24 protein-coding genes are annotated in these 26,420 nt (G+C 63.1%); 9 read left to right on the top strand and 15 right to left on the bottom strand.

Annotation, left to right across the window (positions count from 1 at the left end; translation table 11 throughout):
- Positions 1-24 precede the first annotated feature (24 nt).
- The 10 genes from FHR27_RS09915 to FHR27_RS09960 form a co-directional block, all read right to left on the bottom strand.
- Complete coding sequence (locus FHR27_RS09915) at positions 25-381, bottom strand: Hpt domain-containing protein (RefSeq protein ID WP_042555788.1); 357 nt, start codon at positions 379-381, stop codon at positions 25-27.
- 91 nt (positions 382-472) lie between these two features.
- Complete coding sequence (locus tag FHR27_RS09920; RefSeq protein WP_179538480.1) at positions 473-2,167, bottom strand: fused response regulator/phosphatase; 1,695 nt, start codon at positions 2,165-2,167, stop codon at positions 473-475.
- Positions 2,168-2,173: 6 nt separating this feature from the next.
- The gene (locus FHR27_RS09925; RefSeq protein ID WP_042555786.1) at positions 2,174-2,479 is read right to left on the bottom strand and encodes an STAS domain-containing protein; all 306 of its coding nucleotides are present in this window, start codon (positions 2,477-2,479) and stop codon (positions 2,174-2,176) included.
- Positions 2,480-2,688: 209 nt separating this feature from the next.
- A complete protein-coding gene (gene fliJ, locus FHR27_RS09930) occupies positions 2,689-3,141 on the bottom strand; it encodes a flagellar export protein FliJ (RefSeq protein ID WP_042555785.1) in 453 nt (150 codons plus the stop codon).
- Positions 3,142-3,144: 3 nt separating this feature from the next.
- Complete coding sequence (fliI, locus tag FHR27_RS09935) at positions 3,145-4,503, bottom strand: flagellar protein export ATPase FliI (protein ID WP_042555784.1); 1,359 nt, start codon at positions 4,501-4,503, stop codon at positions 3,145-3,147.
- On the bottom strand, positions 4,493-5,278 hold the full coding sequence (gene fliH / locus FHR27_RS09940) for a flagellar assembly protein FliH (protein WP_179538481.1): 786 nt from the start codon (positions 5,276-5,278) through the stop codon (positions 4,493-4,495). The genes fliI and fliH overlap by 11 nt, the downstream gene beginning before the upstream one ends.
- A 3-nt stretch (positions 5,279-5,281) precedes the next feature.
- Complete coding sequence (gene fliG, locus FHR27_RS09945) at positions 5,282-6,298, bottom strand: flagellar motor switch protein FliG (protein WP_042555782.1); 1,017 nt, start codon at positions 6,296-6,298, stop codon at positions 5,282-5,284.
- On the bottom strand, positions 6,291-8,096 hold the full coding sequence (gene fliF / locus FHR27_RS09950; protein WP_042555781.1) for a flagellar basal-body MS-ring/collar protein FliF: 1,806 nt from the start codon (positions 8,094-8,096) through the stop codon (positions 6,291-6,293). The genes fliG and fliF overlap by 8 nt, the downstream gene beginning before the upstream one ends.
- Positions 8,097-8,112: 16 nt before the next feature.
- Positions 8,113-8,442 (bottom strand): flagellar hook-basal body complex protein FliE, encoded by a 330-nt coding sequence (fliE, locus tag FHR27_RS09955; protein WP_042555780.1) that lies wholly within the window; start codon positions 8,440-8,442, stop codon positions 8,113-8,115.
- 558 nt (positions 8,443-9,000) lie between these two features.
- Positions 9,001-9,327 carry a ComEA family DNA-binding protein gene (locus FHR27_RS09960; protein WP_179538482.1) on the bottom strand — a complete coding sequence of 109 codons (327 nt, stop codon included), beginning with the start codon at positions 9,325-9,327 and terminating at the stop codon, positions 9,001-9,003.
- 183 nt (positions 9,328-9,510) lie between these two features.
- Between FHR27_RS09960 and FHR27_RS09965 the strand changes: the two genes are divergently transcribed.
- Positions 9,511-11,064, top strand: a complete 1,554-nt coding sequence (locus FHR27_RS09965; RefSeq protein WP_179538483.1) for a glycoside hydrolase family 17 protein — start codon at positions 9,511-9,513, stop codon at positions 11,062-11,064.
- A gap of 59 nt (positions 11,065-11,123) precedes the next feature.
- Here the strand turns inward: FHR27_RS09965 and FHR27_RS09970 are convergent, their stop codons facing one another.
- Positions 11,124-11,498: a hypothetical protein gene (locus tag FHR27_RS09970; RefSeq protein WP_042555777.1), complete on the bottom strand. Its 375-nt coding sequence runs from the start codon at positions 11,496-11,498 to the stop codon at positions 11,124-11,126.
- A gap of 276 nt (positions 11,499-11,774) precedes the next feature.
- On the opposite strand from FHR27_RS09970, the gene FHR27_RS09975 reads away from it, so the two are divergent.
- The 3 genes from FHR27_RS09975 (at position 11,775) to FHR27_RS09985 (ending at position 14,821) form a co-directional block, all read left to right on the top strand.
- Complete coding sequence (locus FHR27_RS09975; RefSeq protein ID WP_042555776.1) at positions 11,775-13,073, top strand: serine/threonine protein kinase; 1,299 nt, start codon at positions 11,775-11,777, stop codon at positions 13,071-13,073.
- Positions 13,074-13,092: 19 nt separating this feature from the next.
- Positions 13,093-13,842, top strand: a complete 750-nt coding sequence (locus FHR27_RS09980) for an MlaA family lipoprotein (RefSeq protein ID WP_042555848.1) — start codon at positions 13,093-13,095, stop codon at positions 13,840-13,842.
- Between the two features lie 130 nt (positions 13,843-13,972).
- On the top strand, positions 13,973-14,821 hold the full coding sequence (locus tag FHR27_RS09985) for a pirin family protein (RefSeq protein WP_042555775.1): 849 nt from the start codon (positions 13,973-13,975) through the stop codon (positions 14,819-14,821).
- Positions 14,822-15,293: 472 nt separating this feature from the next.
- Here FHR27_RS09985 and FHR27_RS09990 read toward each other — a convergent pair whose 3' ends face one another.
- Positions 15,294-15,893: a tRNA-uridine aminocarboxypropyltransferase gene (locus tag FHR27_RS09990; RefSeq protein ID WP_179538484.1), complete on the bottom strand. Its 600-nt coding sequence runs from the start codon at positions 15,891-15,893 to the stop codon at positions 15,294-15,296.
- A gap of 63 nt (positions 15,894-15,956) precedes the next feature.
- On the bottom strand, positions 15,957-17,522 hold the full coding sequence (locus FHR27_RS27440) for a methyl-accepting chemotaxis protein (RefSeq protein WP_179538485.1): 1,566 nt from the start codon (positions 17,520-17,522) through the stop codon (positions 15,957-15,959).
- A 373-nt stretch (positions 17,523-17,895) separates the two neighbouring features.
- Between FHR27_RS27440 and FHR27_RS10000 the strand changes: the two genes are divergently transcribed.
- Genes FHR27_RS10000 through FHR27_RS26720 form a run of 4 tightly spaced genes read left to right on the top strand, consistent with a single transcriptional unit; the run spans position 17,896 to position 22,452 of the window.
- Entirely contained in the window at positions 17,896-19,089 is a 1,194-nt protein-coding gene (locus FHR27_RS10000; RefSeq protein ID WP_179538486.1) for an efflux RND transporter periplasmic adaptor subunit, read from the top strand.
- A gap of 1 nt (position 19,090) precedes the next feature.
- Entirely contained in the window at positions 19,091-21,037 is a 1,947-nt protein-coding gene (locus FHR27_RS10005) for a MacB family efflux pump subunit (RefSeq protein WP_179538487.1), read from the top strand.
- A 6-nt stretch (positions 21,038-21,043) separates the two neighbouring features.
- Entirely contained in the window at positions 21,044-21,796 is a 753-nt protein-coding gene (locus tag FHR27_RS26905; RefSeq protein ID WP_257026874.1) for a TolC family protein, read from the top strand.
- Positions 21,797-21,840: 44 nt separating this feature from the next.
- Positions 21,841-22,452 (top strand): TolC family protein, encoded by a 612-nt coding sequence (locus FHR27_RS26720; RefSeq protein ID WP_264650108.1) that lies wholly within the window; start codon positions 21,841-21,843, stop codon positions 22,450-22,452.
- 11 nt (positions 22,453-22,463) lie between these two features.
- Here the strand turns inward: FHR27_RS26720 and FHR27_RS26910 are convergent, their stop codons facing one another.
- Positions 22,464-22,589 (bottom strand): PA1414 family protein, encoded by a 126-nt coding sequence (locus FHR27_RS26910; RefSeq protein ID WP_257026875.1) that lies wholly within the window; start codon positions 22,587-22,589, stop codon positions 22,464-22,466.
- 171 nt (positions 22,590-22,760) lie between these two features.
- Positions 22,761-24,887 (bottom strand): TonB-dependent receptor family protein, encoded by a 2,127-nt coding sequence (locus tag FHR27_RS10015; RefSeq protein WP_179538488.1) that lies wholly within the window; start codon positions 24,885-24,887, stop codon positions 22,761-22,763.
- A gap of 300 nt (positions 24,888-25,187) precedes the next feature.
- Here FHR27_RS10015 and FHR27_RS10020 point away from each other — a divergent pair, with 300 nt between their 5' ends.
- Positions 25,188-26,075, top strand: a complete 888-nt coding sequence (locus FHR27_RS10020; RefSeq protein WP_179538489.1) for a DMT family transporter — start codon at positions 25,188-25,190, stop codon at positions 26,073-26,075.
- Positions 26,076-26,420 lie beyond the last annotated feature (345 nt).

Consider the following 26,420-nt stretch of genomic DNA (forward strand, 5'->3'; position numbering starts at 1 on the left):
GGGCCAACCTCTCAAGCGGAAGATTCAATCGGTGGAAAAACGCTGGCGTTCCGACTTGAGCAGAATGCGCACGATGGCGAACTCGCGCTCGACACGCCCGATCAATTCGGCTGAATCGGTGAGGTCGCCGCGCCGCGCCAGCTCTTCGAGCTCGCGACAGGATTCAGCCAGCACCTTGGCGCCCATATTGCTGCAACTGCCCTTGAAGCTGTGTGCAGCATGGCGCATGGCCTGGGCGTCCTGCAGGCGCTCGGCCTCCTGCAACAGGCGCAGGCGCTCGTCGGAATCGGCGACGAAGGTATCCAGCAGCACGGGATACTCGTCCTCCATGATGTCCTGCAGGGCAACCAGCACGGCGCGGTCTAGATGATTGTCGGACACCCTTAACTCCAAGCCTGCCCAGGGGGGCAGTTCACCGCAGCAGATCGAAACGGCTCGCGCCAGCAAGCCGAAGCCATCAATTGATTGGCGATTATGCCTCTGCGGGCCAGGAAAACTCCACAGTGACCCGACGTCCGTCAGCAGACCAGCTGCTGCGCTCGCTGAGATCGCGAACCAGGCTCATGCCACGCCCGCTCAACCCTCCGGCGGGATGTTGACGCGCCAGTATCGCCAGCGGGTCGAACCCCTTGCCGTTATCTTCCACCGTCAGCGTCAAACGCCCGCCGCCCTCCTCGCGACTGACGTCGACGGCGATGCTGACGCAGCCATCCTGCAAGTCATCGAGACGCTCCGCTCGCTGCCGGTAGTATTCTGAAAAGCCTGCGGCATCGCGTTTAAGGCTTGAGTCCAGCCCCAATACGCCATGCTCGAGGGCGTTGGTGTACAGCTCGCAGAGCACGCTGTAGAGATTGCCGCCATGGCCACGCAAGCCGGGCACTTCGAGCAACAGCTGCAGCAGGTAAGGCAAGGGATAGAAGTCACGCAGGGTGGGGCCACGAAAATCGAAACGCGCCGACCATTGTTCAGGCCCGGCACGCCATTCGCCGGTCGTCAGCGGCGGTCGATTGACCGTGCTGTCCTCGACCATGGTCACCTCGACCAGGCTGACGTCGTCACGCGCCTCGCCATGAAAGCGCTGCAGGGCACGCTGAATGTCGTCGAACAACGCAGACGGCGGATGACCGTTGTCGAGTACGTCGAGCAATCGTTGCTCGCCAAACAGCTCTTCATGCTCGTTCTGGGCTTCGAGCACGCCATCGGAGAGCAGGAATACGCGATCGCCCAATTCCAGCGGATAGGCCTCATAGCCATCGCGAAAACTGTCCGGCTCCAGCACCCCAAGCGGCAGATGGCGTGATACCAGCGCGACTCGCTCGCCGCCCTTGCGCAGCACGTAGCCGTCCGGCAGGCCGCCGCCCCAGAACTCGACCACCTGACGGCGAAAGCTGATATTCAACACCGTGGCACAGCAGAATACCCCGCGCGGCAGGATACGCCGCAGCTTGGCATTGCTCTCGTGAAGGATCTCGGCCAGTGAATGCCCCTTGCCGGTCATGCGGTAGAAGACATCGGCCAACGGCATCGCGCCGATCGCCGCGGGCAGACCGTGGCCGGTGAAGTCACCGAGCAGCACGTGCATGTCGCCACTGGGATGAAACGCCGCCAGCAGCAGATCGCCGTTGAACAGCGCATAGGGCGACTGCATGTAGCGAATGTTGCCGGCTGCCAGACACCCGGAGTGGGCCACCTTGTCGAACACCGCCTTGGCCACCTGCTGCTCGTTGAGCAGGTGCTCGTTGTGGCGGGCGATCAGGTCACGCTGCTGCAACACCTCCTGATGCAGGCGACGCAGGCGATCCATGGCGTTGATCTTGGCTTCCAGAATGACCCGGCTGTAGGGCTTGGCGAGAAAGTCATCGCCGCCTGCCTCGAGGCAGCGAACCAACGCCTCGTCTTCACTGAGGGAGGTCAGGAAAATGATCGGCACCATGGCATCGCCAGCCATGGCCTTGATTCGCCGCGCCGCCTCGAAACCATCCATGACCGGCATCAGCGCATCCATCAATACCAATTGCGGGCGCTGCGACTCGAACAGCGCGACCGCCTCGAGGCCATCGCTGGCAGCCAGCACCCGGTGCCCCTGACGACCGACGATGGTCGCCAGCAGCATGCGGTCAGTGGCGCTGTCCTCGGCGATCAGGATGGTGAGTCGAGAGGCGTTCATCGCGCCTCAGACGATCTGGAAAAGCTGTTCGAAATTGGAAATGGACAGGATCTTGCGCACGTCAGGGTTGCAGTTGAGCAGACGAATCTGCGCACGGTCGCCACCGGCATGATCGCGCAACAGCAGCAACATGCCGAGCGCCGAGCTGTCGAGGTAGGTCGTCCCCTTGAGATCTACCGCGTAGCGTTTCGGACGAATGTCGACGCGCTCGTAAGCACGACGAAACTCCTGATGGACGCCAAAATCGAAGCGACCTTGAATCGTTATGGTCAACTCTTGCCCGTCTTCCGAAGGCAGCGAGGTGATGGGCATGAAACACTCCTTGAGATCCGGGAAACCCGCTGGCCCGCCGTATGCGAGCCAACCAGGCCGACTCTACCCTTATGAGCAGGTTATACCTTGTTGACCGGAGCCGTGGCGCGGTGTCTCACCTGTTTTTCCTGACCCTGCCCAGGCCGCTCTCCGGCGGCCTGAATTCCGGCATATGAAGATTTAGCATTAGCCTGCGTCAGCGGCAACCATCATTCCTGATAATCGCGTCGAGGTATGCGCTGCGCGAGCTCGTCGAGCAACTTCTGTTCACGCTTGTCTTCGGCCAGACGGGCTTCGTCCAGATAGCGCTGCACCAGTTTTCGCAATCCTTCCAGACGAGCATAGCGCTGTTGCCAGATCTCACGCATCTTGTCCAGGTTGCTACGGTGCCAGCTCACGGCCTGCTGCTGCTGAGCGATCGCCACATCGAGCTGGGAAAGAAAGCGCTGATAGTTCATCAGCCACTGACCGGACACGCCCCGCTGCCCCTCATTGATCCACTGCTGCTGATAGCCCTGCAGGTAATTTTCCAGATCGGCCAGTTTTCCCTGCGCCTGCCCCAGCATGCCCTGGGCTCGTCCGAGTTGCAGCGCGGCCTCGCGCTCGGCCTTTTCGGCCATCTCGACGACGGGCGCCAGCCGAGCGGCGCGACTGGTTGCCACCGGTTAGGACGCCGCTGTGGGGTTCAGAACCGCGGCCAGCAGGTCGCGGCTGCTGTCCAGGCTTTCGCTTTCAACCAGGCTCTGGCGCAAGTAGCGCACCATCACCGGCTGACGCGCGATGGCCATGTCGGTGTCGGCATCGCCACCGGGTACATAGGCGCCCACGCTGATCAGGTCGCGGCTCTGCTGGTAACGCGACCACAGTTGTTTGAAACGCTGGGCGTTGCGCATGTGCTCGGGGCTGACCACCTGAGGCATGACCCGGCTGATGGACGCTTCGATGTCGATCGCCGGGTAATGCCCCTCCTCGGCCAGACGCCGCGACAGCACGAAGTGCCCATCGAGCACCCCGCGGGCGGCATCGGCGATCGGATCCTGCTGGTCATCGCCTTCCGAGAGGACCGTATAGAACGCGGTGATCGAGCCACCACCCTCCTCGGCGTTACCGGCACGCTCGACCAGGCGTGGCAGCTTGGCGAACACCGACGGCGGATAGCCCTTGGTGGCTGGCGGCTCACCGATGGCCAGAGCGATCTCGCGCTGCGCCTGGGCAAAACGGGTCAGGGAATCCATCAGCAGCAGGACGTTCTTGCCCTTGTCGCGGAAGTACTCGGCAATGCGCGTGCAATACATGGCGGCGCGCAGGCGCATCAACGGCGCATCATCGGCAGGCGATGCCACCACCACGGAACGCTTGATGCCCTCCTCGCCAAGAATCTCGTCGATGAATTCCTTCACCTCGCGACCCCGCTCGCCGATCAGACCGACCACGATGATCTCGGCTTCGGTAAAGCGGGTCATCATGCCCAGCAGTACCGACTTACCGACACCGGTACCGGCGAACAGGCCGAGCCGCTGGCCGCGACCGACGGTGAGCAGGCCATTGATGCTGCGAATGCCGACATCCAGCGGCTCGCTGATCGGATGGCGCTTGAGGGGGTTGATGGTCGGACCATCCATTGGCACCCAGTCCTCGGCCTTCATCCCGCCCTTGCCATCGAGGGCACGGCCAGCGCCATCGAGCACCCGGCCGAGCATCGACATGCCCATTGGCAAGCGCCCGGTATCCGGCAATGGCACCACCCGCGCGCCCGGCGCGATACCGGCCAGGCTGCCGACCGGCATCAGGTAGATCTTGCCCGAGGAAAAGCCCATCACCTCGGCCTCCACCTGCACGGGGTGATAACTGTCGTCGTTGATGACCAGGCAGCGGCTGCCCAGCGCAGCTCGCAACCCTTCGGCTTCGAGGGTCAGGCCGACCATGCGCAGCAGGCGACCTTCGACGATCGGCTGGGACGGCAGCTTCACGGCGTCACCGTAGCCGTCCATGCGCCGGGCGAAACTGATGCGCTCAAGGCGCATTGGCGTCATCCAGATCGATGTGCACGTCAGCGGATCGAGGCGTCGTGGCGTGTTCGCGTTGCTGTTCGAAGAGTTGCTTGAGCGCCTGGCTCAGACGGGTTTCGACACTGGCGTCGATGCGACTGTGCTCGCTCTCGACCCGACACCCGCCGGGCAGCAGCGCATCGTCTTCGAGAATCCGCCAATTTTCCTCATGGCGGTCGCGCAGCGCTTTGACCAGTTCGAAATCCTGGGGATTGAGATGAATGCGAATGTTCTCTGCGCCCATGGGCAGCAACTTGAGCGCTTCACGCAGCACCTGGCGGATCTGGCTGGAGTCGCGGCTCAATTCGCGCTGGATGACTTCACGGGTGATCTGGCCGACCAGGGTGACCAGCGCCGCTTCGATCTGTTGGTCCTGATCGGCGATCGGCTCGAACAACTGGCTCATGACCTGCTCGAGCGCCTTCACCCTGCCGGCAAGCGCCGTGTCGGCTTCTTGCTTGGCCTTGAGTTGGCCGGCGCGGAAACCGTCCTTCTCGCCGGTGGCGAAGCCTTCGTTGTAGGCGTCCTGGCGAATGGCCTCGAGCTCGTCGAGCGTCAAGGGTTTGACATCCTCGAGGGCGACCTCTTCGCTCTCCTGCACCGGCAACGCAGCCTCGGCAGCCGGCTCGCTGGTGGGCTGCTCTTCTTCGGGCACATCGACATGCTCGTCGAAGCTTGGCAACGACCAGCGATTGACGCTGCCCAGGTCCTTGGCGCGAATCAGTTCGCTGACGGGTTCCTTGCCGGCCATGGGTTAAACCATCTCCTCGCCGCCCTTGCCACCCAGCACGATTTCACCAGCCTCGGCCATGCGCCGGGCGATGGTGAGGATTTCCTTCTGAGCGGTCTCGACGTCGCTGACACGCACCGGGCCTTTCGCTTCGAGGTCATCACGCAGCAATTCGGCGGCACGTTTCGACATGTTCTTGAACACCTTCTCCTTGATCGCCTCGTCCGCGCCCTTGAGCGCCAGCACCAGCACATCGGAAGACACCTCGCGCAACAGCGCCTGGATGCCGCGGTCATCGACATCGGCCAGGTTGTCGAAGACGAACATCAGGTCTTCGATCTGCGACGACAGGTCTTCGTCGATCTCGCGGATCGAGTCCATGAGCTGCCCTTCGACCGAGCTGTCGAGGTAGTTCATGATGTCCGCAGCGCGCTTCACGCCGCCCATGGTGGCGCGAGTGGTATTGGAACTGCCGGAGAACTGCTTCTCGAGGATCAGGTTGAGTTCCTTGAGTGCCGCGGGTTGTACGGTGTTCAACGACGACACGCGCAGGACGATGTCCAGGCGAACCTTGTGATCGAAATGCGCCAATACTTCGCCAGCCTGATCAGGGTCCAGATAGGCCACCACGATGGCCTGGATCTGCGGATGCTCGTAGCGGATCACATCGGCCACGGCACGCGGCTCCATCCACTTCAGGCTGTCCAGTCCGCTGGTGCTGCCACCGAGCAGAATGCGGTCGATCAGGTTGCCGGCCTTGTCTTCGCCAAGGGCCTGGGTGAGCATCTTGCGGATGTAGCTGTCGGAGCCGACGCCGAGGCTGGTCTGGTCGCCGACGGTTTCGACGAACTCACCCATCACCTGTTCGACCTGCTCGCGATGAATGTTGCGCATGGCAGCCATCGCCACACCCACCCGCTGGACCTCCTTGGGCCCCAGATGACGAAGTACCTGTGCTGCATCGGTTTCACCGAGCGACAGCAGAAGAATCGCGGCCTTCTCGACCTTGGTCATCTTGGCAGTGGTACGGTTCTCATTCATCGGCATTGATCCAGTCTTTGACTACCTGGGCGACACGGCCCGGATCTTCGGCGACCAGACTCTTGATCGCATTGAGTTGTGCATCATACCCCTCGCTCGGGCTCGGCAGGAGAATGCTTTGCGGGCCGCCCAGGCTCACCCGGTCGGACGCCAACTGGCCATCCAGACCACCCATTTCGCCGAGGTCGACATCGCCATCGCGGCCGCCGCCAGCCATGGCCAGCTCCTTGCCCTTGCCGCCACCGGTGATGTTGTTGAGCACCGGGCGGAGCACGAACCACACCAGCAGGAAGATCAGCAGTGCCGGGAACAGTGACTTGAGCCCGCCCATGGCCATCAGGAACAGCTCGCTCTGGTACCACGGCACCTCGATCACTTCAGCGGTTTCGCTGCTGAAGGCGGTGTTGATCACGCTGACGCTGTCGCCACGGCTGGCATCGAAACCAACCGAATCCTGGACCAGCCGAGTGAAGCGCGCCAGGTCGTCGCTGGTCCACGGCACACGGGTGGTTTCGCCGGTAGCCGGGTCGACACGCACCTGGTCATCGACCACCACGGCGACGGAAAGCCGGCGCAGGCGACCTTGCTGCTGCTTGGTGTAGCTGACCGAGCGATCGAGTTCGAAGTTGCGGGTCGACTGATCACGTTTGTCGGCCGGGTACGGCGCCAGCATCGGCTGGCCGGTGGCCGGGTCCATGATCTGCTGACCGTTGGCATCGACCAGCGGCTGGCCGGGAGCGATCGGCCCAGCGGGCGCGGCGGCACCACCAGCCTGCTGTGGCGCGGCGGCCGGGCCAGGCGGCTGATTGCTCAGCGCACCAGGCACGCCCTGCGGGCCGCTGCCACTGCTGCGCTGTTCGTTGACCTGCTGCTCGCTGCGCAGCGCCGGCTGATCCGGGTTGAAGGTTTCCGAAGTCGACTCGACGGCGCTGAAATCCACGTCTGCCGAGACTTCGGCCTTGTAGCGACCCATGCCGAGCACAGGCTGCAGGATGTTGTGCACGCGCTGGGTGAACAGGCTCTCCATGCGGCGGCTGTAATCGAACTGCTTGCCGGCCATGCTCAGCTCGGACATTTCCTGCTGATCGGACAGCAGGTTGCCCTTCTGATCGACAACGGTGACCTGGCCCTTGTCCATTTCCGGCACGCTGCTGGCGACCAGATTGACGATCGCCATCACTTGGCTCGGCTCCAGATTACGGCCCGAATACAGCTCGACCAGTACCGATGCGCTTGGCTTGCGCTCGTCACGAACGAATACCGAGCTCTTCGGAATTGCCAGGTGCACGCGAGCGGCCTTGACGTTGTTCAGGCTGGAAACCGTGCGCGCCAGCTCGCCTTCCAGGCCGCGGCGGTAGCGGGTGGCTTCCATGAACTGGCTGGTGCCCAGGCCTTGCTCCTTGTCAAGAATCTCGAAACCGATGCTGGTATCGGTGGGCGCAACGCCAGCGGAAGCCAGACGAATGCGTGCACGGGCCAGGTCCTCCGACTTGACCAGCAGCGCGCCGGAGTTCGGCTCAATGGTGTAATCGATATTGGCCGTGGTCAGGGTTTCCATCACGCCGCGGGCGTCCATACCGTCGAGGCTGCCGTACAGCGGCTTGTACTCCGGCTGCTGGGACCACAGCACCACGGCGAAACCGATCGCCACGCTGGCGGCCAGGCCAACCAGCAGGCCTGCCTGACGCAGCACCGGCATATCGGACAGATTTTCCAGAAAGGTCAGCCCGAACAGCGGCTTTTTCGGCGCGCTGCCAGCGGAAGTGGCGGGTACGGTGGTGGCAAGTGCGTCGGCCATGATCGGAATTTACCTCTTAAACCGGCATTTGCATGATGTCTTGATACGCCTGAACCAGCTTGTTGCGCACCTGGGTCATGGCCTGAAAGGAAACACTGGATTTCTGCGAGGCGATCATCACATCGGTCAGGTCGACCCCGCTCTGGCCCATCTCGAAGGCCGTGGCCAGCTGACCAGCAGCCTGTTGGGTATCGCTGACCTTGTTCACGGCCTGCCCGAGCATGTCCGAGAAGCTCGGCGCACCGGCCTCCTGTGCTTCGGCGACTGCCGGTTTGCGAGCCATGGCCTCAGCCTGCATGGAGCGCATTTCCAGCATTAGACGATTGAACGCGACACCCTGACTCATGACCTTTCCTCCACTGACCGCGGTTTTTTGACGCCGCGTGTGCTTTGCAAGGGTGATTGCAACAAGGGTGCCAACTGCGCGCCTTTGCCCGGAACATCGTTTTGCTGGCGCCATGGCGCTGCGCAGACGGGTAAAAGCAGGAAGCGAGCCAATCGCGTCTGAACGGCCAAGCATCAATTCTCGTCGGCGTGCGGCTGACTCGAATCGCGCGCTATGGCCGCTATCGTTTCGCGCCGAGGTCGACGCTCCTACGCGGACGGCGGCTGACGTGGAGTACGCCGCCGCCCGCACATTGTAGGAGCCCGCTTGCGGGCGAATCGCGAGGCCAACTCGAATCGCGCGCCATGGCCGCCATCGTTTCGCGCCGAGGTCGACGCGCCTACGCGGCCCGCGGCTGACGTGGAGTACGCAACCGCCCGCACATTGTAGGAGCCCGCTTGCGGGCGAATCGCGAGGCCAACTCGAATCGCGCGCCATGGCCGCCATCGCTTACGGCAGCCACGAAAAAGCCGCTCGCCCCAAAGGGCGAGCGGCTCCGCTGTTGCTGGCTGGTGAGGGTTACTGGCCGACGGTCAGCTTGGCACGGTTGCGCTCGAGCAACGCCTCGCCGATCCCCTTGACCTCGAGCACTTCGTCGATCGAAGCGAATTCGCCGTTGGCCTCACGGTAGGCAACGATGGCCTGCGCCTTGACCAGACCGACGCCACTGAGCTCGCGCTGCAGCGTTTCCGCGTCAGCGGTATTGAGGTTGATGGGGTTGAGCTCGGCCACCTGCTGGGCAACCGGTTCGCTGGCGGGCTTCTTCGCACTTTCGTTGGCACTCGCCAACAGGGAAGCACTGGCAAGTGCGGCGAAAAACAGAGCGTGCAGGGTAGTTTTCATCATGATCAATATCCTTATAGATCCACTCGAATTGAGCGACGCGGGTATTCCTAACGCCGCATCAACAAAATTAGCCAGCCTGCTCCACTTGTCAAATGGGTGAGCTCGAAAGCACCGTCCGCGCAGCTATCTAAAGCCCCTGCTCGCCGCTAAGATGCGCGTCTCTCTTACCACGCGTGTTCGATCATGCCCGCCATCGCCCGCTTTCCTCTGCTCCCCTACATCAGCGCCTGCGTCATCGGATTTCTCGCGCTTGGCAGTCTCTGGCAAACCATTGGCAAGCCCGTCGTCCTGGCCGATGCCGCGACACCCACGCACAAGCTGCAGTGCGCGTCCTACACACCATTCGGCAAGGATCAGTCACCGTTCGATCTGCCTCTGCAGATTCATCCGCAGCAGATGGACACCGACCTGGCCTTGCTCGCCGAGCGCTTCCAGTGCATTCGCACCTACTCGGTCACAGGCCTCGAGGCGCTGCCGGACCTGGCGCGCAAACATGGCCTCAAGCTGATCACCGGCGCCTGGGTGAGCCGCAACCCGCATGACACGGCCATCGAAATTCAGGGCCTGATCAAGCTGGCCAAGGAAAACCCGGACGTCGTCGAAGCGGTGATCGTCGGCAACGAAGCGCTGCTGCGCAAGGAAGTCACGGGCGGGCAACTGGTCGAGCTGATCAATCAGGTCAAGGCCGAAATCACCCAGCCCGTGACGTATGCCGATGTCTGGGAGTTCTGGCTCAAACACCCCGAAGTGGCGCCGGCAGTGGACTTCATCACCATTCACCTGCTGCCCTACTGGGAAGATGATCCTGCCGGCATCGACGCGGCTCTGCATGAGGTCACCGAAGTACGCGAGCTGTTCGGCAAGCAGTTCGCGCCCAAGGACATCATGATCGGCGAAACCGGCTGGCCCAGCGAAGGCCGCCAGCGCGAAACCGCCGTGCCCAGCCGCGTCAACCAGGCCACCTTCATCCGTGGTTTCGTCGCCCTGGCCGAACAGCACGGCTGGCGCTACAACCTGATCGAAGCCTTCGATCAACCCTGGAAACGCGTCAGCGAAGGTGCCGTCGGCGGCTTCTGGGGGTTGTACGATGCCGACCGTCAGGACAAGTCGATCCTCGCCGGGCCGGTTTCCAACCTGCCGCACTGGCCTATCTGGCTGGCCATCAGTGGCGCCGTTCTGGCCTTCGGCCTGCTGATTGGCGGGCGCCCGAGCTCGACCCGCAACGCCGTGCTGCTGCCACTGCTGGCCGCGCTGGGCGCAGCGTGCATCGGGCTATGGGCAGAGTTGTCGTGGGTCACCAGCCGTTACGTCGGCGAATGGCTGTGGGCCGCTGCCCTGCTCGCGCTCAACGTGCTGGTACTGGCCCATGCGGCGCTGTCGCTGTCCACCGCACAGGGCTGGCGTGGGCGGGCATTCACCTGGCTGGAGCGTCGTGCAGGCTGGTGGCTGGCGGCAGCCGGCTTCGCCGGCGCGGTGATGATGCTGGCCATGGTCACCGACGCTCGCTACCGCAGCTTCCCCAGCGCGGCGCTGTTGTTACCGGCGCTGGTCTATCTGCTGCGCCCGGTGGCCGCACCACGTCGGGAAATCGCCCTGCTGGCGGTGCTGATCGCCGCAGGCGTGATACCGCAACTCTACGAAGAGACGCTGGACAACCTGCAGGCGATTGGCTGGGCCATCACCAGCGTACTGCTGGCGCTCGCGCTATGGCGAAGCCTGAAACGCTCGAAAGCCTGAAAGGGCTAGCGCGGCACGGCCTTGCCCGGCGTTGCGAATGAGCGCAACGCCGGGCGGCATCAGCCAAGGGTCGAAGCAGGCGCGCGTACCAGTCGCAGCAGTGACAGTACCACCGCGAACACCGCCAGGCTCGCGGTATACAGCGCCAGCGCCGGCAAGCCGAGCAGCAGCCCCGGCACCGCCAGACGCCAGCCCCATGCACCCGGCAGCACGAATGCCAGCACCGCGCAGCCAAGCGCGGCCCAGGCGATGATCCGCAGATGGATCATCCAACCCAGCGTGGCACGGACCTGGCAGGCCAGATTGGCCGGATCGTCGACACAGCGACCGACCCACTGATCACCCTCCATGAGCAGGTAACGCAGGCCATAGCTGGCGACCACGCACACAACGGCGGTGATCACCAGCACAACGATAGACAGGCGACGGGGCATGCGGCACTCCAGAGGGGGGTGGAAATGGCGCTCAGCATAATCGCCCGCCAGACGGATGCAAGCCACAAATGAAGTCGGCGCGCAGCCGCGTGAATCCGCGCTAGCTCGACCTTTCGCGGCAAATCCGGTATCTACTGCATTAAGCTGCAAAGCAACGCTAATTTCCCATGGCACTTTGACACATGGGCAGTTGTCCTAGTCATCGCGGCTGATGCCGAAAGCACGGGCAGCCCCGCCCACCTCTGAAAAGAATGTTCTCTTCCAAAGGGATCTTGTATGTCTTTCATACCCCGCCTCGCTGCTCTGCTCGGCAGTCTGTTGCTCAGCGCCCCACTCTGGGCTGCCGACATCGACGCGCAGACCTATGGCTATCCGCTCACCAATCCGTTCGAGGCGACCATCGCCACCACGCCGCCGGAGCTGCGCCCGGAGCTACCGAACGACGCGGATATCAATCAGAAGGACTACCAGGTCCGCCTGCGTCCGGAGCGCGAATTCCAGTTGCCGGACAACTTCTGGGCGGTGACCAAGATGCGCTATCGGCTGGCCGAGCAGAAGGGTCCAGCGCCGCTGATCTTCATCATCGCCGGCACCGGCGCGCATTACTCGAGCAGCACCCCCGAGTACCTGAAGAAGCTGTTCTACGGCGCGGGCTACCACGTCGTGCAGCTGTCGTCGCCGACCAGCTACGACTTCATGACCTCGGCCTCACGTTTCGCCACACCGGGCATCAGCCGTGACGATGCCGAGGATCTGTACCGCGCCATGCAGGCAGTGCGTGCCCAGCACCCGCGCCTGGAGGTCACCGACTTCTACCTGACCGGTTACAGCCTCGGTGCGTTGCACGCCGCATTCGTCAGCCAACTGGACGAAACCCGCCGCAGCTTCAATTTCAAGCGCGTGCTGATGCTCAACCCGCCGGTCAACCTGTACACCTCGATCACCAACCTGGATCGTCTGGTACAGACCGAGGTCAAGGGCATCAGCAACCGCACGACCTTCTATGAACTGGTGCTGGGCAAACTGACCCGCTACTTCCAGGAGAAGGGTTACGTCGATATCAACGATGCACTGCTCTATGACTTCCAGCAGTCCAAGGAACATCTGACAGACGAACAGATGGCCATGCTGATCGGCACCTCCTTCCGTTTCTCGGCAGCCGACATCACCTTCACGTCCGACCTGATCAACCGTCGAGGCCTGATCACCCCGGTGGACTATCCGATTGGCGAGGGCACCAGCCTGACGCCGTTCTTCCGCCGGGCACTGCAATGCGATTTCGACTGCTACATGGCCGAACAGCTGATCCCCATGTGGCGTGCCCGCTATGACGGCGGCAGCATGACTCAACTGATCAATGAGGTGAGCCTGTACGGGATCGAGGATTACCTGAAGAACAGCCCGAAAATCGCGGTGATGCACAACGCCGATGACGTGATTCTCGGCCCGGGTGACCTGGGTTTCCTGCGCCGTACCATGGGCGACCGTCTGACCGTGTACCCGCTCGGCGGCCACTGCGGCAACCTCAATTACCGCGTCAACAGCAAAGACATGTTGGAGTTCTTCCGTGGCTAAGTCCTTTCCTACTCTCGCGCTGTTCTCTGCCCTGCTGACCTGCGGTACAGCCGTTGCCCAGACCACGGTCGACGATGACGGATTCAAGCAACCGTTGAGCAGGCTCAAATTCAACCCCGGCCTGGACCAGCGCGAGTTCGAGCGTTCGACATTGTCCGCGCTGGAAATCTTCGACCCGCTGGAATCGTGGAACCGCCGCGTCTACCACTTCAACTACCGCTTCGACGAGTGGGTGTTCCTGCCGGTGGTCGACGGTTACCGCTACATCACACCTGGCTTCGTGCAAAAGGGTGTGACCAATTTCTTCGGCAACCTGGGCGACGTGCCCAACCTGTTCAACAGCGTGGCGCAGCTCAAGGGGCAGCGCGCACTGAACACCACGGCACGCCTGCTGTTCAACACCACGCTCGGGGTGGCCGGGCTGTGGGACCCAGCCACTCTGATGGGCCTGCCCAAGCAGCGCGAGGATTTCGGCCAGACCCTGGGTTTCTATGGCACCCCCGCCGGCCCCTACCTGATGCTGCCGATTCTGGGCCCATCCAACCTGCGCGACACGGGTGGCCTGGCGGTGGACTTCGGCGTCGCACAAGCGGTCAATTACCTCAACATGGCCGAAGTGGCCAGCGACCACCCGGAGGTCACCCTGCTCAGGGGCGTCGATCAGCGATCGACCACCAGCTTCCGCTATGGCCAGATCAACTCGCCGTTCGAGTACGAGAAGCTGCGCTTCTTCTACACCGAATCGCGCAAGCTGCAGATCGCCGAGTGACCGACATGGCGGCGCCCCTTGGCGCCGCCATCCGGCATCGATTTTCTCGATGGATAACACGGCCTTTTCCCATCCATCTCCCGAATCGCCTCGCCTAACATAGGCCTACCGCGTTTCAGGAGGCTCCAGCATGACCCATCTACGCAACGTACTCGCCATTCAGCCGGGGCAACCCGCTTCCGACGGGGCCGGTGTGCGCCTCAACCGGGTGATCGGCGGTGGCGGCATCGAACGCTTCGACCCCTTTCTGATGCTCGACGAGTTCAGCACCGAGAATGCCGACGACTACATCGCCGGCTTCCCGCCGCACCCACACCGCGGTTTCGAGACCATCACCTATATGCTCGAAGGGCGCATGCGCCATGAGGATCATCTGGGCAATGTCGGGCTGCTGCAGGGCGGCGACGTGCAGTGGATGACCGCAGCGCGCGGCATCATCCACAGCGAAATGCCGGAGCAGGAACAGGGTGCCATGCGTGGCTTCCAGATATGGCTCAACCTCCCCGCCGAGAGCAAGATGGCCAACCCGGACTATCGCGATATCGAGGCCGCGCAGATCCCTCGCGTGCGCCTCGGCAACGGCGCCGAAGTGGTGGTCATCGCCGGCCGCTTCGCCGAAGGCGAGATGGTGCAGAGCGGTGCGGTGCAGCGCCCGCACACCGCCCCCTACCTGCTCGACCTGCATTTGCCGGCGTGCAGCACCTTGAGCCCCACCCTGCCCGACGGGCATCGCGTTCTGCTCTACGTGTACCAGGGAGAAGCGCATGTTCAACACAGCCATGCAGTGAAAGCCGGCAGGCTGGTACGCCTGGATGACCAGGGTAGCGTACACCTGAGCAGCGAAACCGGCGCTCGCGTCCTGCTGCTCGCCGGCAAGCCCTTGAACGAACCCATCGTGCAGTACGGGCCGTTCGTGATGAACAGTCGGGAAGAAATCGAACAGGCGATGCGCGACTTCCGTGACGGCACCTTTGCCTGAAGCGGGCGTCGCTATTGGTGGGCTAAAGCCCCACCCTACGGTTCATGCCCCTGAGAAGTAGGGTGGGCTTCAGCCCACCGCAAATGACGCCCACAGCCCCGAAGCTGCGAACCGCATGCTGTGAACCGTCAGCCACCATCGGCGTTGAATGGCTTTGGTGGGCTTCAGCCCACCACCAATGACGCCCACAGCCCCGAAGCTGCGAACCACATGCTCTGAACAGTCAGCCACCATCGGCGTTGAATGGCTTCGGTGGGCTAAAGCCCCACCCTACGGTTCATGTCCCTGGGAGGTAGGATGGGCTTCAGCCCACCACCAATGACGCCCATAGCCCGAAGCTGCGAACCGCATGCTCTGAACAGTCAGCCACCATCGGCGTTGAATGGCTTCGGTGGGCTAAAGCCCCACCCTACGGTTCATGCCCCAGGGAAGTAGGGTGGGCTTCAGCCCACCAGTACCTCCTCAAGGCCAATCAACGCAGGTGATTGCGCCTGAACGTCTCCTCGCCCATCGCCGCGATCTGCCCTTCGATCAGGGCGTCGAAGGGTTTCAACAGCGCCTGATAATCAGCTGGCGCCTCCAGCACGTTCAATGCTGCGACGATCGCCTCGAGGGTCGACAGCGATCCTTGCATCGGTGCCTTGCGCAGGCGATAGCGTGAGGGCGGTGCATCCGACAGGGTCACCCGCGGCAGCGCTGCCAACGCAGGATTGAGATGCAGCAGCTTGCGTGCCTTGCGCCAGGTGCCATCGGGCACTACCAGCCGCAATGGTCTGCCATCCGGTTCATCGACCAGGCTGTCCAGCGGCTGCGCATCGTCCCCCGGAAATAGCAAACAGGTGCGATGGTCAGGGTGCGCCAACCACAACGACAGATCCTCGAACACCTCGCCAACCCGCAGCCTTGCATTGCGCAGGCCGAGCACGGCCAGATTGGCGGTGTTCAGGGCGTGATCGACCTCATCGGGATGCTGCAGCACGAGTATTTCGGTACGGCTGGGCAGATCGGGGATCAACGCGCACAGGCAATGGCTTTCGGGACGTTTGCAGCGGGAACAACGGGGGCGTGACATGGGCAGGTCTCCTCGGCCGCGCAGTGTGCCATAGCACACTTGCACAGCCGAGGAGCGGTTGTATCAGCGGTTGAATCGCTCGGCCAGGCTATGCAGGTAGTCGGCCATGGTTTCCAGTTCCCTGCCGATGGCGGCGCCCTGGTGAGCCTGCTCGGCGCCTTGCTCGGAAAGCTGAGCGATGCGGGTGATCTGCCGGCTGATGTCCTCGGCCACCTGACCCTGCTCTTCGGAAGCGGCGGCGATCTGCTGGCTCATGCCGGTGATGCGGCTGACCGATTCACTGATGCCATCCAGCGCGAGACGCACCGCCTCGACGCTCTGCACGCTCTCCCGGGAGATCTCCTCGCCTCGCCCGGCCGTGACCACCGCGCGCTCGGCGCCGGCACGCAGCGAAGCGATGATCTGGTGAATCTGCTGGGTCGACTCGCGCGTACGCGAGGCCAGGGAGCGCACCTCATCGGCAACCACGGCGAACCCACGCCCCTGCTCGCCCGCGCGCGCCGCCTCGATGGCGGCGTTGAGCGCGAGCAGGTTGGTCTGCTCGGCGATCGAGGTGATCACGTCGGCGACACTGCCGATGGACTGGGTGGAGTTGGCCAGGTCGTTCACCGCCTGGCCGATGTCGGCGACCGCCTTGGCCATGTGCTGCATGGACTCCAGGCTGCCCCCGGCCAGTTGCCGACCTTCCTTGGCCAGGCGATCGGCCTCTTCGGCGGCATGACTGGTGCTCTGCACGTTCTGGGTGACTTCCTGAATGGTCGCGGCCATCTGGTTGATCGCCGTGGCCGACTGATCGGTCTCGCTGCGCTGCAGGTCGAGCATCTCGGCGCCCGCTCGAGAAAAACCGGCGGACTGGGCGGCCTGCTTCTTGACGTTGACGCCGGCGTCTTCGAGACGGGTCAGCGCCGTCTGCAGCCTCGCCTCTTCGCTGATCATGGCCATGTCCAGCAATGCCTGAGCGCCGCGGCTCTCGCTGTAGGTCAGCGCCACCAGACTGCTGGTGAAAGCCTTGGGATGATCGGCCAGGGTCCGGCGAATCAACGAGCGCTTGCTGTACAGCTGATAGGAACCCAGGGCGGCCATCACCACCACGATGAGCGCCGCCAGCCAGAACCCGGCAAGCACCGACTGAGCAGCGAGGATCACCAGTGTGGCGAGAATCAGCGGCCAGGAGCGAATCAGGTCATAGGTCAGGTATTCGATCTTCGGCACCGGGGGCTTGCCGGCTCGCAACCTGGCGTACAGCGCCTCGGCGCGGCGCTTCTGGTCTTCACTGGGCAGCGAGCGCACCGATTCATAACCCGACACCTGGCCGTTCTGGTAGATCGGCGTGACGTAGGCACTGACCCAGTAGTAATCGCCATTCTTCGAGCGGTTCTTGACGATCCCCATCCAGGGTTTGCCCTGCTTGATGGTGTCCCACATGTGGCCGAATACCGCTGGCGGCATGTCCGGGTGGCGCACCAGGTTGTGAGGCTGGCCGATCAGTTCCTCACGAGTGAAGCCGCTGATGGCAACGAATGCGTCGTTGCAGTAAGTGATCTTGCTGTTCAGATCGGTGGTGGAGATCAACCGCTCATGCGCAGGAAAAGTCCTTTCGCGCTGAGTCACCGGCAGATTCTGACGCATGCTTGCAATCCTTTAGTTCGTGAAGGGTACATCCCTGCCACTCCACTATGTCTAGCACAGCAAAGCTGCCGCGCCAGCACAGGTAGGCGTTTGGTTTTAAACAACTAAGCACGAGCGAAATGGCACGTTGGAGTCGTCGTACTTGGCTCCCTGCCACGCCTGTTTCCTGCTTACCCGATCGGGCTTTCCATAATGTCGGCAAGCGCGGCGGTGACTTGAGAGCCTTGCCGCCTTCACCGGGTCACAAATGACCGCAGCCGGTGGTCCGCCACGAACTTTACCTATTCCTGACAGAACCTTACCTCGCTCTTACCCAACGCCGATGGCCGCCTCCCTATAGTGGCGACATCCACATTCGTTGCGTGCCATCACCATGCCAAGACCCAAGCTGCTGCTCCTGATTCCCGCCATAGCCGCCTTGACCCTGGGCGGCTATGCACTCCACGGCTGGCTGCAGCCTGCACCGGGCAACGGCCTGCTGACGGCCGAGGTGCGCCAGGCAGACATCGAGCAGACGGTCATCGCCACCGGCACGCTGGAAGCCTTCAAACAGGTCAGTGTCGGCGCCCAGGTGTCCGGCCAGGTCACCAGCCTGCACGTCGACTTCGGTGATCTGGTCAAGCAGGGCGACCCCATCGCCGAGATCGATTCCCTGACACAGCAGAACGACCTGGCCAATGCCAAGGCCGCACTGGCCAATGTGAAGGCGCAGCGCGCGGTGCAGGCCGCGACCTTGAAGAAGGCGCAACTCGCCTTCAACCGCCAGAAGTCGATGCTCGCCCAGAACGCCAGCTCGCGGGAGAGCTACGAGACCGCCGAGGCCGACCTGAATACCGCCAAGGCCCAGGTCGCCGCGCTGGATGCGCAGATTCAGCAGGCGCAGATTCAGGTGTCCACCGCCGAAGTCGACCTCGGCTATACCAAGATCGTCGCGCCCATCGATGGCACCGTGGTTGGCGTGGTGGTCAAGGAAGGCCAGACGGTCAACTCGGCGCAGTCGGCGCCGACCATCGTCAAGGTCGCCCAGCTCGACAAGATGACCGTGCGCGCAGAAATTTCCGAGGCCGATGTGGTCAATCTGCAGCCTGGCCTGCCGGTGTACTTCACCATTCTCGGCGAGCCCGGCAAGCGCTATGAAGCGACGCTGCGCATGATCGAGCCGGCACCGGACTCGATCAACACCAGCGACAGCACCTCGAGCAGTTCATCGTCGACCACCTCCACCGATACGGCGGTGTATTACATCGCCGTGTTCGACGTGCCCAACCCGGACGGCAAGCTGCGCATTTCCATGACCACCGAAGTGAACATCGTCCTCGACAGCGTCAAGGGCGCGGCAAGCGTTCCGGTGTCGGCGCTGGGCAGCGCCAACCGTGACGGTAGCTACACCGTGCAGGTGATGGGCAAGGATGGAAAGGTCGAGGCACGACAGATCCGCACCGGCCTGGAAGACTCGATCAATGCCCAGGTGCTGGAAGGTCTGGAGACCGGCGACAAGGTGGTGCTCGGCGATGCCGCGGCCGGCTCCAGCACCACCCTGCGCATGCGCGGGCCGATGAGGCTTTGATATGGCACTCCTAGAACTGAGCGGCCTGCGCCGCGAATTCCCTGCCGGGGAACAGACCATCGCCGTGCTCAAGGATGTCGACCTGAGCATCGAACAAGGCGAGATGGTGGCGATCATCGGCACCTCCGGTTCCGGCAAGTCGACGCTGATGAACATCCTCGGCTGCCTGGACAGAGCCAGCGCCGGCACCTACCGCATCGCCGGCCGGGAAACCGGCAAGCTGTCACCGGACGAACTGGCCGAACTTCGCCGCGAATACTTCGGTTTCATCTTCCAGCGCTACCATCTGCTTGGCGATCTGGACGCCGTGGGTAACGTCGAAGTACCGGCCATCTACGCCGGCAAGGACGCCGCCAGCCGCCGCGAGCGCGCCGAAGCGCTGTTGCAGCGGCTCGGCCTCGGTGAGCGCCTGAGCCACAGGCCGAACCAGCTTTCCGGCGGCCAGCAGCAACGCGTCTCCATTGCCCGGGCGCTGATGAATGGCGGCCAGGTGATTCTCGCCGACGAACCCACTGGCGCACTGGACAGCCACAGCGGCGAGGAAATGCTCAAGCTGCTGCGCGAGCTGCATGCCGCCGGGCACACGGTGATCATCGTCACCCACGACATGAAGGTCGCAGAAATCGCCGACCGCATCATCGAGATCAGCGACGGCTGCATCATCGCCGACCGCCGCCTGCGCACCGTCGAGGACGATGTGCGCGCCATGCCTGAACCCGCGCCGGCACGGGCCGCCAATGCCGTGAAGGCCGGCTTCGGCCAGTTTCGCGAAGCCCTGCGCATGGCCCTGCTGGCGATGCTGTCGCACAAGCTGCGAACCTTTCTGACCATGCTCGGCATCATCATCGGCATCGCCTCGGTGGTCTCGGTGGTGGCGCTCGGTCAGGGTTCGCAGCAGAAGATCATGGAAAACATCAGTGCGATCGGCACCAACACCATCGACATCTATCCCGGCAGCGGTTTTGGTGATCGCCGCTCCGGGCGCATCCAGACACTCGTGCCGGCCGATGCCGACGCCCTGGCCGGCCAGGCTTTCGTCGACAGCGTCACGCCGTCGGTTTCCAGCTCCGGCACCCTGCGCTATCGCGAGCAGGCGCTGAGCGTATCCACCAGCGGCGTGGGCGAGCAGTTCTTCCGCGCCAAGGGCTACACCTTCGCCCAGGGCCGCGCGTTCGATGCCAAGGCGGTACGCGAATCGGCGCAGAGCGCGGTCATCGATGACAACACCTACAAGAAGCTATTCGCCGGCAAGCAGGCACTCGGTCAGGTGATTCTGCTGGGCAACGTTCCTGTACGCGTGGTCGGCGTGCTCGACCCCATTCAGAGCAACTTCGGCGGCAGCGATTCGCTGCGCGTCTATCTGCCCTACACCGCAGTGATGAACCGCATGCTCGGCCAGTCGTACCTGGAAAGCATCACCGTGCGGGTCGACGACAGTGTCTCGAGCGATGCCGCCGAGCAAGGCATCATCCGCCTGCTCACCCGCCGTCACGGGGTCCAGGACTTCTTCGTGATGAACACCGACACCATCCGCCAGACCATCGAGAAGACCAGCCAGACAATGACCCTGCTGATCTCGGCCATCGCCCTGATCTCCCTGCTGGTCGGCGGCATCGGGGTGATGAACATCATGCTGGTGTCGGTCACCGAGCGTACCCGTGAAATCGGCGTGCGCATGGCCGTGGGTGCCCGGCAGAACGACATCCTTCGCCAGTTCCTGATCGAGGCGGTGCTGGTGTGCCTGATCGGTGGCGCACTGGGGGTGATATCGGCGCTGGCCTTCGGTGCGCTGTTCAGCCGTTTCACCAGTGAATTCAGCCTGGTGTTTTCCAGCGGCTCGATCATCGCTGCGTTTCTCTGTTCCACGGTCATCGGCCTGGTGTTCGGTTTTCTGCCAGCCCGCAATGCCGCCCGCCTCGACCCCGTCGACGCTTTGTCTCGCGAGTAGCCGATCATGCACAGTCACTACCTGAAACCTCTGTCACTGCTCGTCGCCCTTGCTCTGGGCGGCTGCAGCTCGCTGCTCTCCACACCTTACGAGCGCCCGGCGCTGAACGTACCCGCCAGCTGGCAGCAGCCTGGCCAACAGCAGGCCAGCAGCGGCCAGGCCTGGTGGACAGCCTTCAATGATGCGGAGTTGGATCGACTGATCGATGCGGCGCTGGCCCGCAACAACGATATCGGCACCGCATTGCTGAACGTACGCCGCGCACGATTGCAGGCTGGGCTGACCCGCGATGGGCAGTTTCCCCAGCTCAGCAGCGGGCTGAGTGCCGACCGTACGCGTGCCTTGCGCGGGGAAGGCAGCACCGCTCACAGCTATTCGCTGACCGGCTCGGTGAGCTGGGAGGCCGACCTGTGGAACCGTCTGGGCAGCGCTACCGATGCAGCCGAGCTCGAAGCGCTGGCGACCGAGCAGGATTACGCCGCTACCCGCCTGTCACTGGCGGGTACGGTGGCGACCTTGTATTGGCAGATCGGCTATCTCAACGAACGCTTGGCGGCCAGCGCCGCGAGCATCGAGTACGCACGGCAACCCTGCAGTTGGTTCAGGTGCAATACGATGCCGGCCAGGCTTCGGCGCTGGAGCTCGCCGAGGCGCGGCAGAGCCTGGAAACCCAGTTGGCCAGTGACGTGGACCTGCGCCAGCAACGCGTCGAGCAGCGCAACGCCCTGGCCGTGCTGTTCGATGGGGCCAGCCCGGTGAGCCTGATTGAACTGCAGAGCCTGCAAGGCAGCGTATTACCGGCCGTGGCCGCCGATCTACCGGCCAGCCTGCTGGCTCGTCGCCCGGATCTGCGCGCTGCTGAACTGCGCCTGCGCAGTAGCCTGAAATCCGTGGATGCCACCCGCGCCAGCTATTACCCGGATCTGAGCCTGACCGGCACCTTAGGCTACTCCAGTTCGGCACTGGGCAATCTGCTGCAGAATCCGGTCGGCGCCGTGGGCGCCAGCCTGGCCATGCCGTTCCTGCAGTGGAATCAGATGAAACTCGATTTCGCGGTGTCGAAAACCGACTATGAGCTGGCGGTGACGGACTTCCGGCAGAGCTTGTATCAGGCATTGGTCGACGTGGAGAACGGGCTGGCGGGGCGACGCCACTACGCCGAGCAGGAAGCGATGCGCAGTCGCGCACTGGACGCAGCCCGCGAGGCCGAGCGTATCTATCGAATTCGTTACGAATCAGGGGCTGTGAATCTGCAATCCTGGCTGAGCGCACAGGACACCCGCCGCACGGCACAAATTACCTTGGCGGAGAATCGTCTGAACCAGCTGATAAATGCAGTCACGCTGTATCAATCCCTGGGCGGGGATACAGATGTGAACATCGAAGCGCCGCTGGCGGCGCTTCCAGATCAATGACGCAGCGCTACTCAGCGGCGGCGCTGACGCTCGGCAGCCAGGCGGCGCTGCTCTTCACTGCGGATTGGGATCGGCTGCATGCGCGGGGCAAACAGGGCATTGAGCTGTGCGGCAAGTTTTTCGAACCAGGCTTTCATAAGAGATATCCTCGACTGCACGCGGCTATGGTGGCCGCTTGACTTGAGAGTAGCCGAAACCATCGCACTAGGGGAGATGTAACAAGCCTCCAACCGTTGCAAGGCGCTACCGACCGTCGCTTTGCGCCTGCTGACAATCGGGGGCCGATGCAACAGCCCCCTCCGGTTTCATCAGAACTGATACTCCACACCCGCTCCGGCATACCAGGAACGGCCCGGCGCCGCCTCGTAATAGCGGTCGTTGCCATCGCCAACAATCACCGAGCCGACATACTGCTTATCCAACAGGTTATCCAGGCGCAGGGTCTGGTGAGTCTTCCAGGCCCCCAGATTCTGCTCGAAGCGGGTACGCCAGTTGAAGACCGCGTAACTCGGTGCAGCCTTCTGGCTGTTGGTGTCCTCGACGTACACCTTGCTGCGATACAGGCCTTCCACGGCAGTGCTGATGCCATCGACGGGCTTCCAGGCCACTTCGCCGAACAGCGTAGTGCGTGGCACGCCAGGGAGATTGTTGCCCTTGTCGATGGTGTTATTGCCTGCGACGAAGCGCGAATCATAGGTCGCGGCCAAGTAGGTATAGGCCAACGCTGCCGACCACTGCTCATTGAACTGGCTCTCGATGCCCAGCTCGAAACCGCGGCGCAGGGTCTTGCCGGCGTTCTGGTAGCTGGTGCGGCCGCCGCTGTTTTCCAGCACGACGATTTCATCATCGGTGGTGATCTGGAAGATCGCGGCATTGACGCGGGTGCCTTCGGCAACGCGGGCTTTCAGGCCAATTTCGTACTGGGTGCTTTCCGACGGCTCCAGGCCATAGTTGAAGCCAGCATTGCCCTGCGAGTAGGCCAGCTCGGCCTGACTCGGCGTTTCGAAACCCTTGCCGACACTGACATAGCCATTCAGGTCGGGCGTGAAGGCGTAACCCAGACTGACCGAGGGCGTGGCCTTTTCGTAGCGCCGGGTGCCACTGTCGTCACCATTGGCACCGACGATGTACTTGTCATCGACGTCCACCTCCACGGTGCTGTAGCGCAGCCCCCCCTGCAGCGTCCAGTCACCCAGTGTCCAGGTTGCCTGGGCGTAGGGATCCAGGCTGGTGACGGTGTCGACTTCGTCGCGGCGCAGCGCACCTTTGACGCCTACCTGAGAGCCAGAGAAATTCTCGTATCCACGGCGATCGTCACGGCTCTGATCATAATCGAGGCCGAACACCAGCCGCAGATCACCCGCGACCCCATCCACCGGTTGCAGCCAGCGAACACTGCCACCATGAAATTCTCGGTCGAAATCCACTACCCCGCCACTGTGATTCGGATTGCCCTGCGGCCCCTGAGGAATGGCCAGGTACTGAATCACGCTGCGTTTGCCTGCATAGGCCGTGGCCTGCAGCGTCGCATCACCAAAATAGCGCTCATAGTTGGCGCCCAGTTGCTGGTGATCGATGCTTTTGCGGGTATTGAAGTTTCGCGCATTGACCGCCACCGAGCGCGGATCGGCCTTATATGCCTCCCAAGCCTGGCCAAGGGGATCCTTGGTACCGTTCTGCTCCAGGCTGCTGTAGATCAGCGCCAGCTTGCTGTCTTCATCCGGTTTGAAGTTGAGCTTGGCGAAGGTCTGGTCACGGCGTGCCGAGCTGTGGTCGCGGTAACCGTCGGTGTCCATCCGCGAGGCGTCGAGCACGAAGCCCACGCCATCCGCCTCGCCTTCGGCGGTGAGGTGGTTGCGGGTCAGGCCGTCGCTGCCGATCAGGGTCTCGGCACCGATACGCGGCCGGCCGACGCCATCGCGGGAAAACATCTGGATCACCCCGCCAGCATTGCTGCCATACAGCGTCGAGGCCGGGCCACGCAGCACTTCGATGCGGTCGGCGGTATCCAGGTTGAAGGTCGCCGCCTGGCCCTGGCCGTCCGGCGTGCTGGCCGGAATGCCATCGGTGATCAGCTTCAGCCCACGCACGCCGAACGCCGAGCGTGCGCCAAAACCACGGGACGATATCTGCAGGTCCTGGGCATAGTTCTGGCGGTTCTGCACCACCAAGCCGGGCACCCGGGTGAGCACCTCGGAGGCATTGATACCCAGCTGACCATCGCTGATCTGCTCGCGGTCGATGCCGTCAACCGAGAATGGCAGGTCGAAACTCTGCATCGCGCTACGCGAGCCGGTCACCACGCTGGGATCGAGCACCAGCCTGCTGACAGGCTCCGCCGCCTGTGCCGCACCTGCAGCCGCGCAGCTGCATAACAGGATGGCCTTGGCCAGACGGGACAGTTCGGGCAGTTGCGCAGGCGGGTTGCAGCTCATGGGCGTGTTCCTTGATTCTTCGACAGCGCGTAGTTGGCGCGACCATCCATATTTGAGTGGCGATGGAGAGCGGCGCCATTATGGTGCTTTGCAGCCTGACGTGCGACCCGCGCGCCAGAGCGCTTGTTCAAACAATAGTGACCGTGAACGCGAAGCCGTTGTGCGCTGGGCGATTCATAAAAGTTGCAGCGTGTTTCTCGCCAAAGGTGCACCTGCCGACATTGAAAGCCCATTGCGCGCTTGCCTTGCGGGCGACGTCCGGCAAAACTGCCGGCCTTCCGCCCGAAACTGGAGCCCACCTTGCGCCCTGCCGACATGCTGCGCCTTCTGCTACTCGCGTCGATCTGGGGAGCCAGCTTCCTGTTCCTGCGCGTGGTGGCCCCCGTGATCGGCAGCATGCCGACCGCCTTCTTTCGCGCCGCGATCGCCATGCTGGGCCTGCTGGCGATCCTGCTGCTGATGCGGGTGAAGTGGAACTTCCATGGCAAGCTGGGCCTGTGCCTGGTGCTGGGGGTGATCAATGCCGGCATTCCATCGGCCATGTACAGCCTGGCGGCACTGGTGCTGCCCGCCGGCTATTCGGCGATCATCAACGCCACCACGCCGATGATGGGGGTGCTGATCGGCGCCCTGTTCTTCGCCGAAGCGATGACGCTGACCCGCGCCGCAGGTGTTGCCCTTGGCCTGTTCGGCGTCGCCGTACTGACCCGTAGCGGCCCGGTGGAACTGGATATCGATCTGGTACTTGGCGCCCTCGCCTGCCTGCTGGCGACGCTCTGTTACGGCCTGGCTGGCTTCCTCACCCGGCGCTGGATAGCCGGTGGCCTGGACAATCGCCTCACCGCGTTTGGCAGCCTGTGCGGCGCCAGCCTGTTCCTGCTGCCGCTGTTCGGTGGCTCACTGGCGATACAGCCACCGGCCACCTGGGGCGGCTGGCTGGAGTGGTCTTCCCTGCTGGCCCTGGGGCTGGGCTGCACGGCCTTCGCGTACGTGCTGTACTTTCGCCTGCTCAACGACATCGGGCCGATCAGGGCGTCGACCACCACCTTTCTGATTCCCATCTTCGGTGTGCTCTGGGGCGCGCTGCTGCTCGACGAGCCCTTGTCCTGGGCGCACCTGTACGGCGGCATATTGATCGCCATCGCCTTGTGGCTGGTGGTTCGCCCGGCGACGAAAGCACCGGCATAGACAGCTGTCCAATCCCATAGGGTGGGTCGCGGCGTGCAAGTGAAGCGTCGGCCCCCCGTACGGCTCGAAAGCAGTGCCGGACGATCGATTAGGTGGGCTGAAGCCCCACGCTACAGGGGACGTTTGCATGGCCGTGTGTGGATTACCATTGCCTCGTGGTGACTCGCCTTGCGGCGATTTTGAAGAGAGTCGGTGGTCGATTTTGGTGGGCTGAAGCCCCACCCTACAGGGAACGTTTGCATGGCCGCGTGTGGATCACCATTGCCTCGTGGTGATTCGCCTTGCGGCGATTTTGAAGAGAGTCGGTGGTCGATTTTGGTGGGCTGAAGCCCACCCTACAGGGGA

Origin of the sequence: Pseudomonas flavescens (genome assembly GCF_013408425.1) — a bacterium.
In the GTDB taxonomy this organism is placed as follows: Bacteria; Pseudomonadota; Gammaproteobacteria; order Pseudomonadales; family Pseudomonadaceae; genus Aquipseudomonas; species Aquipseudomonas fulva_A.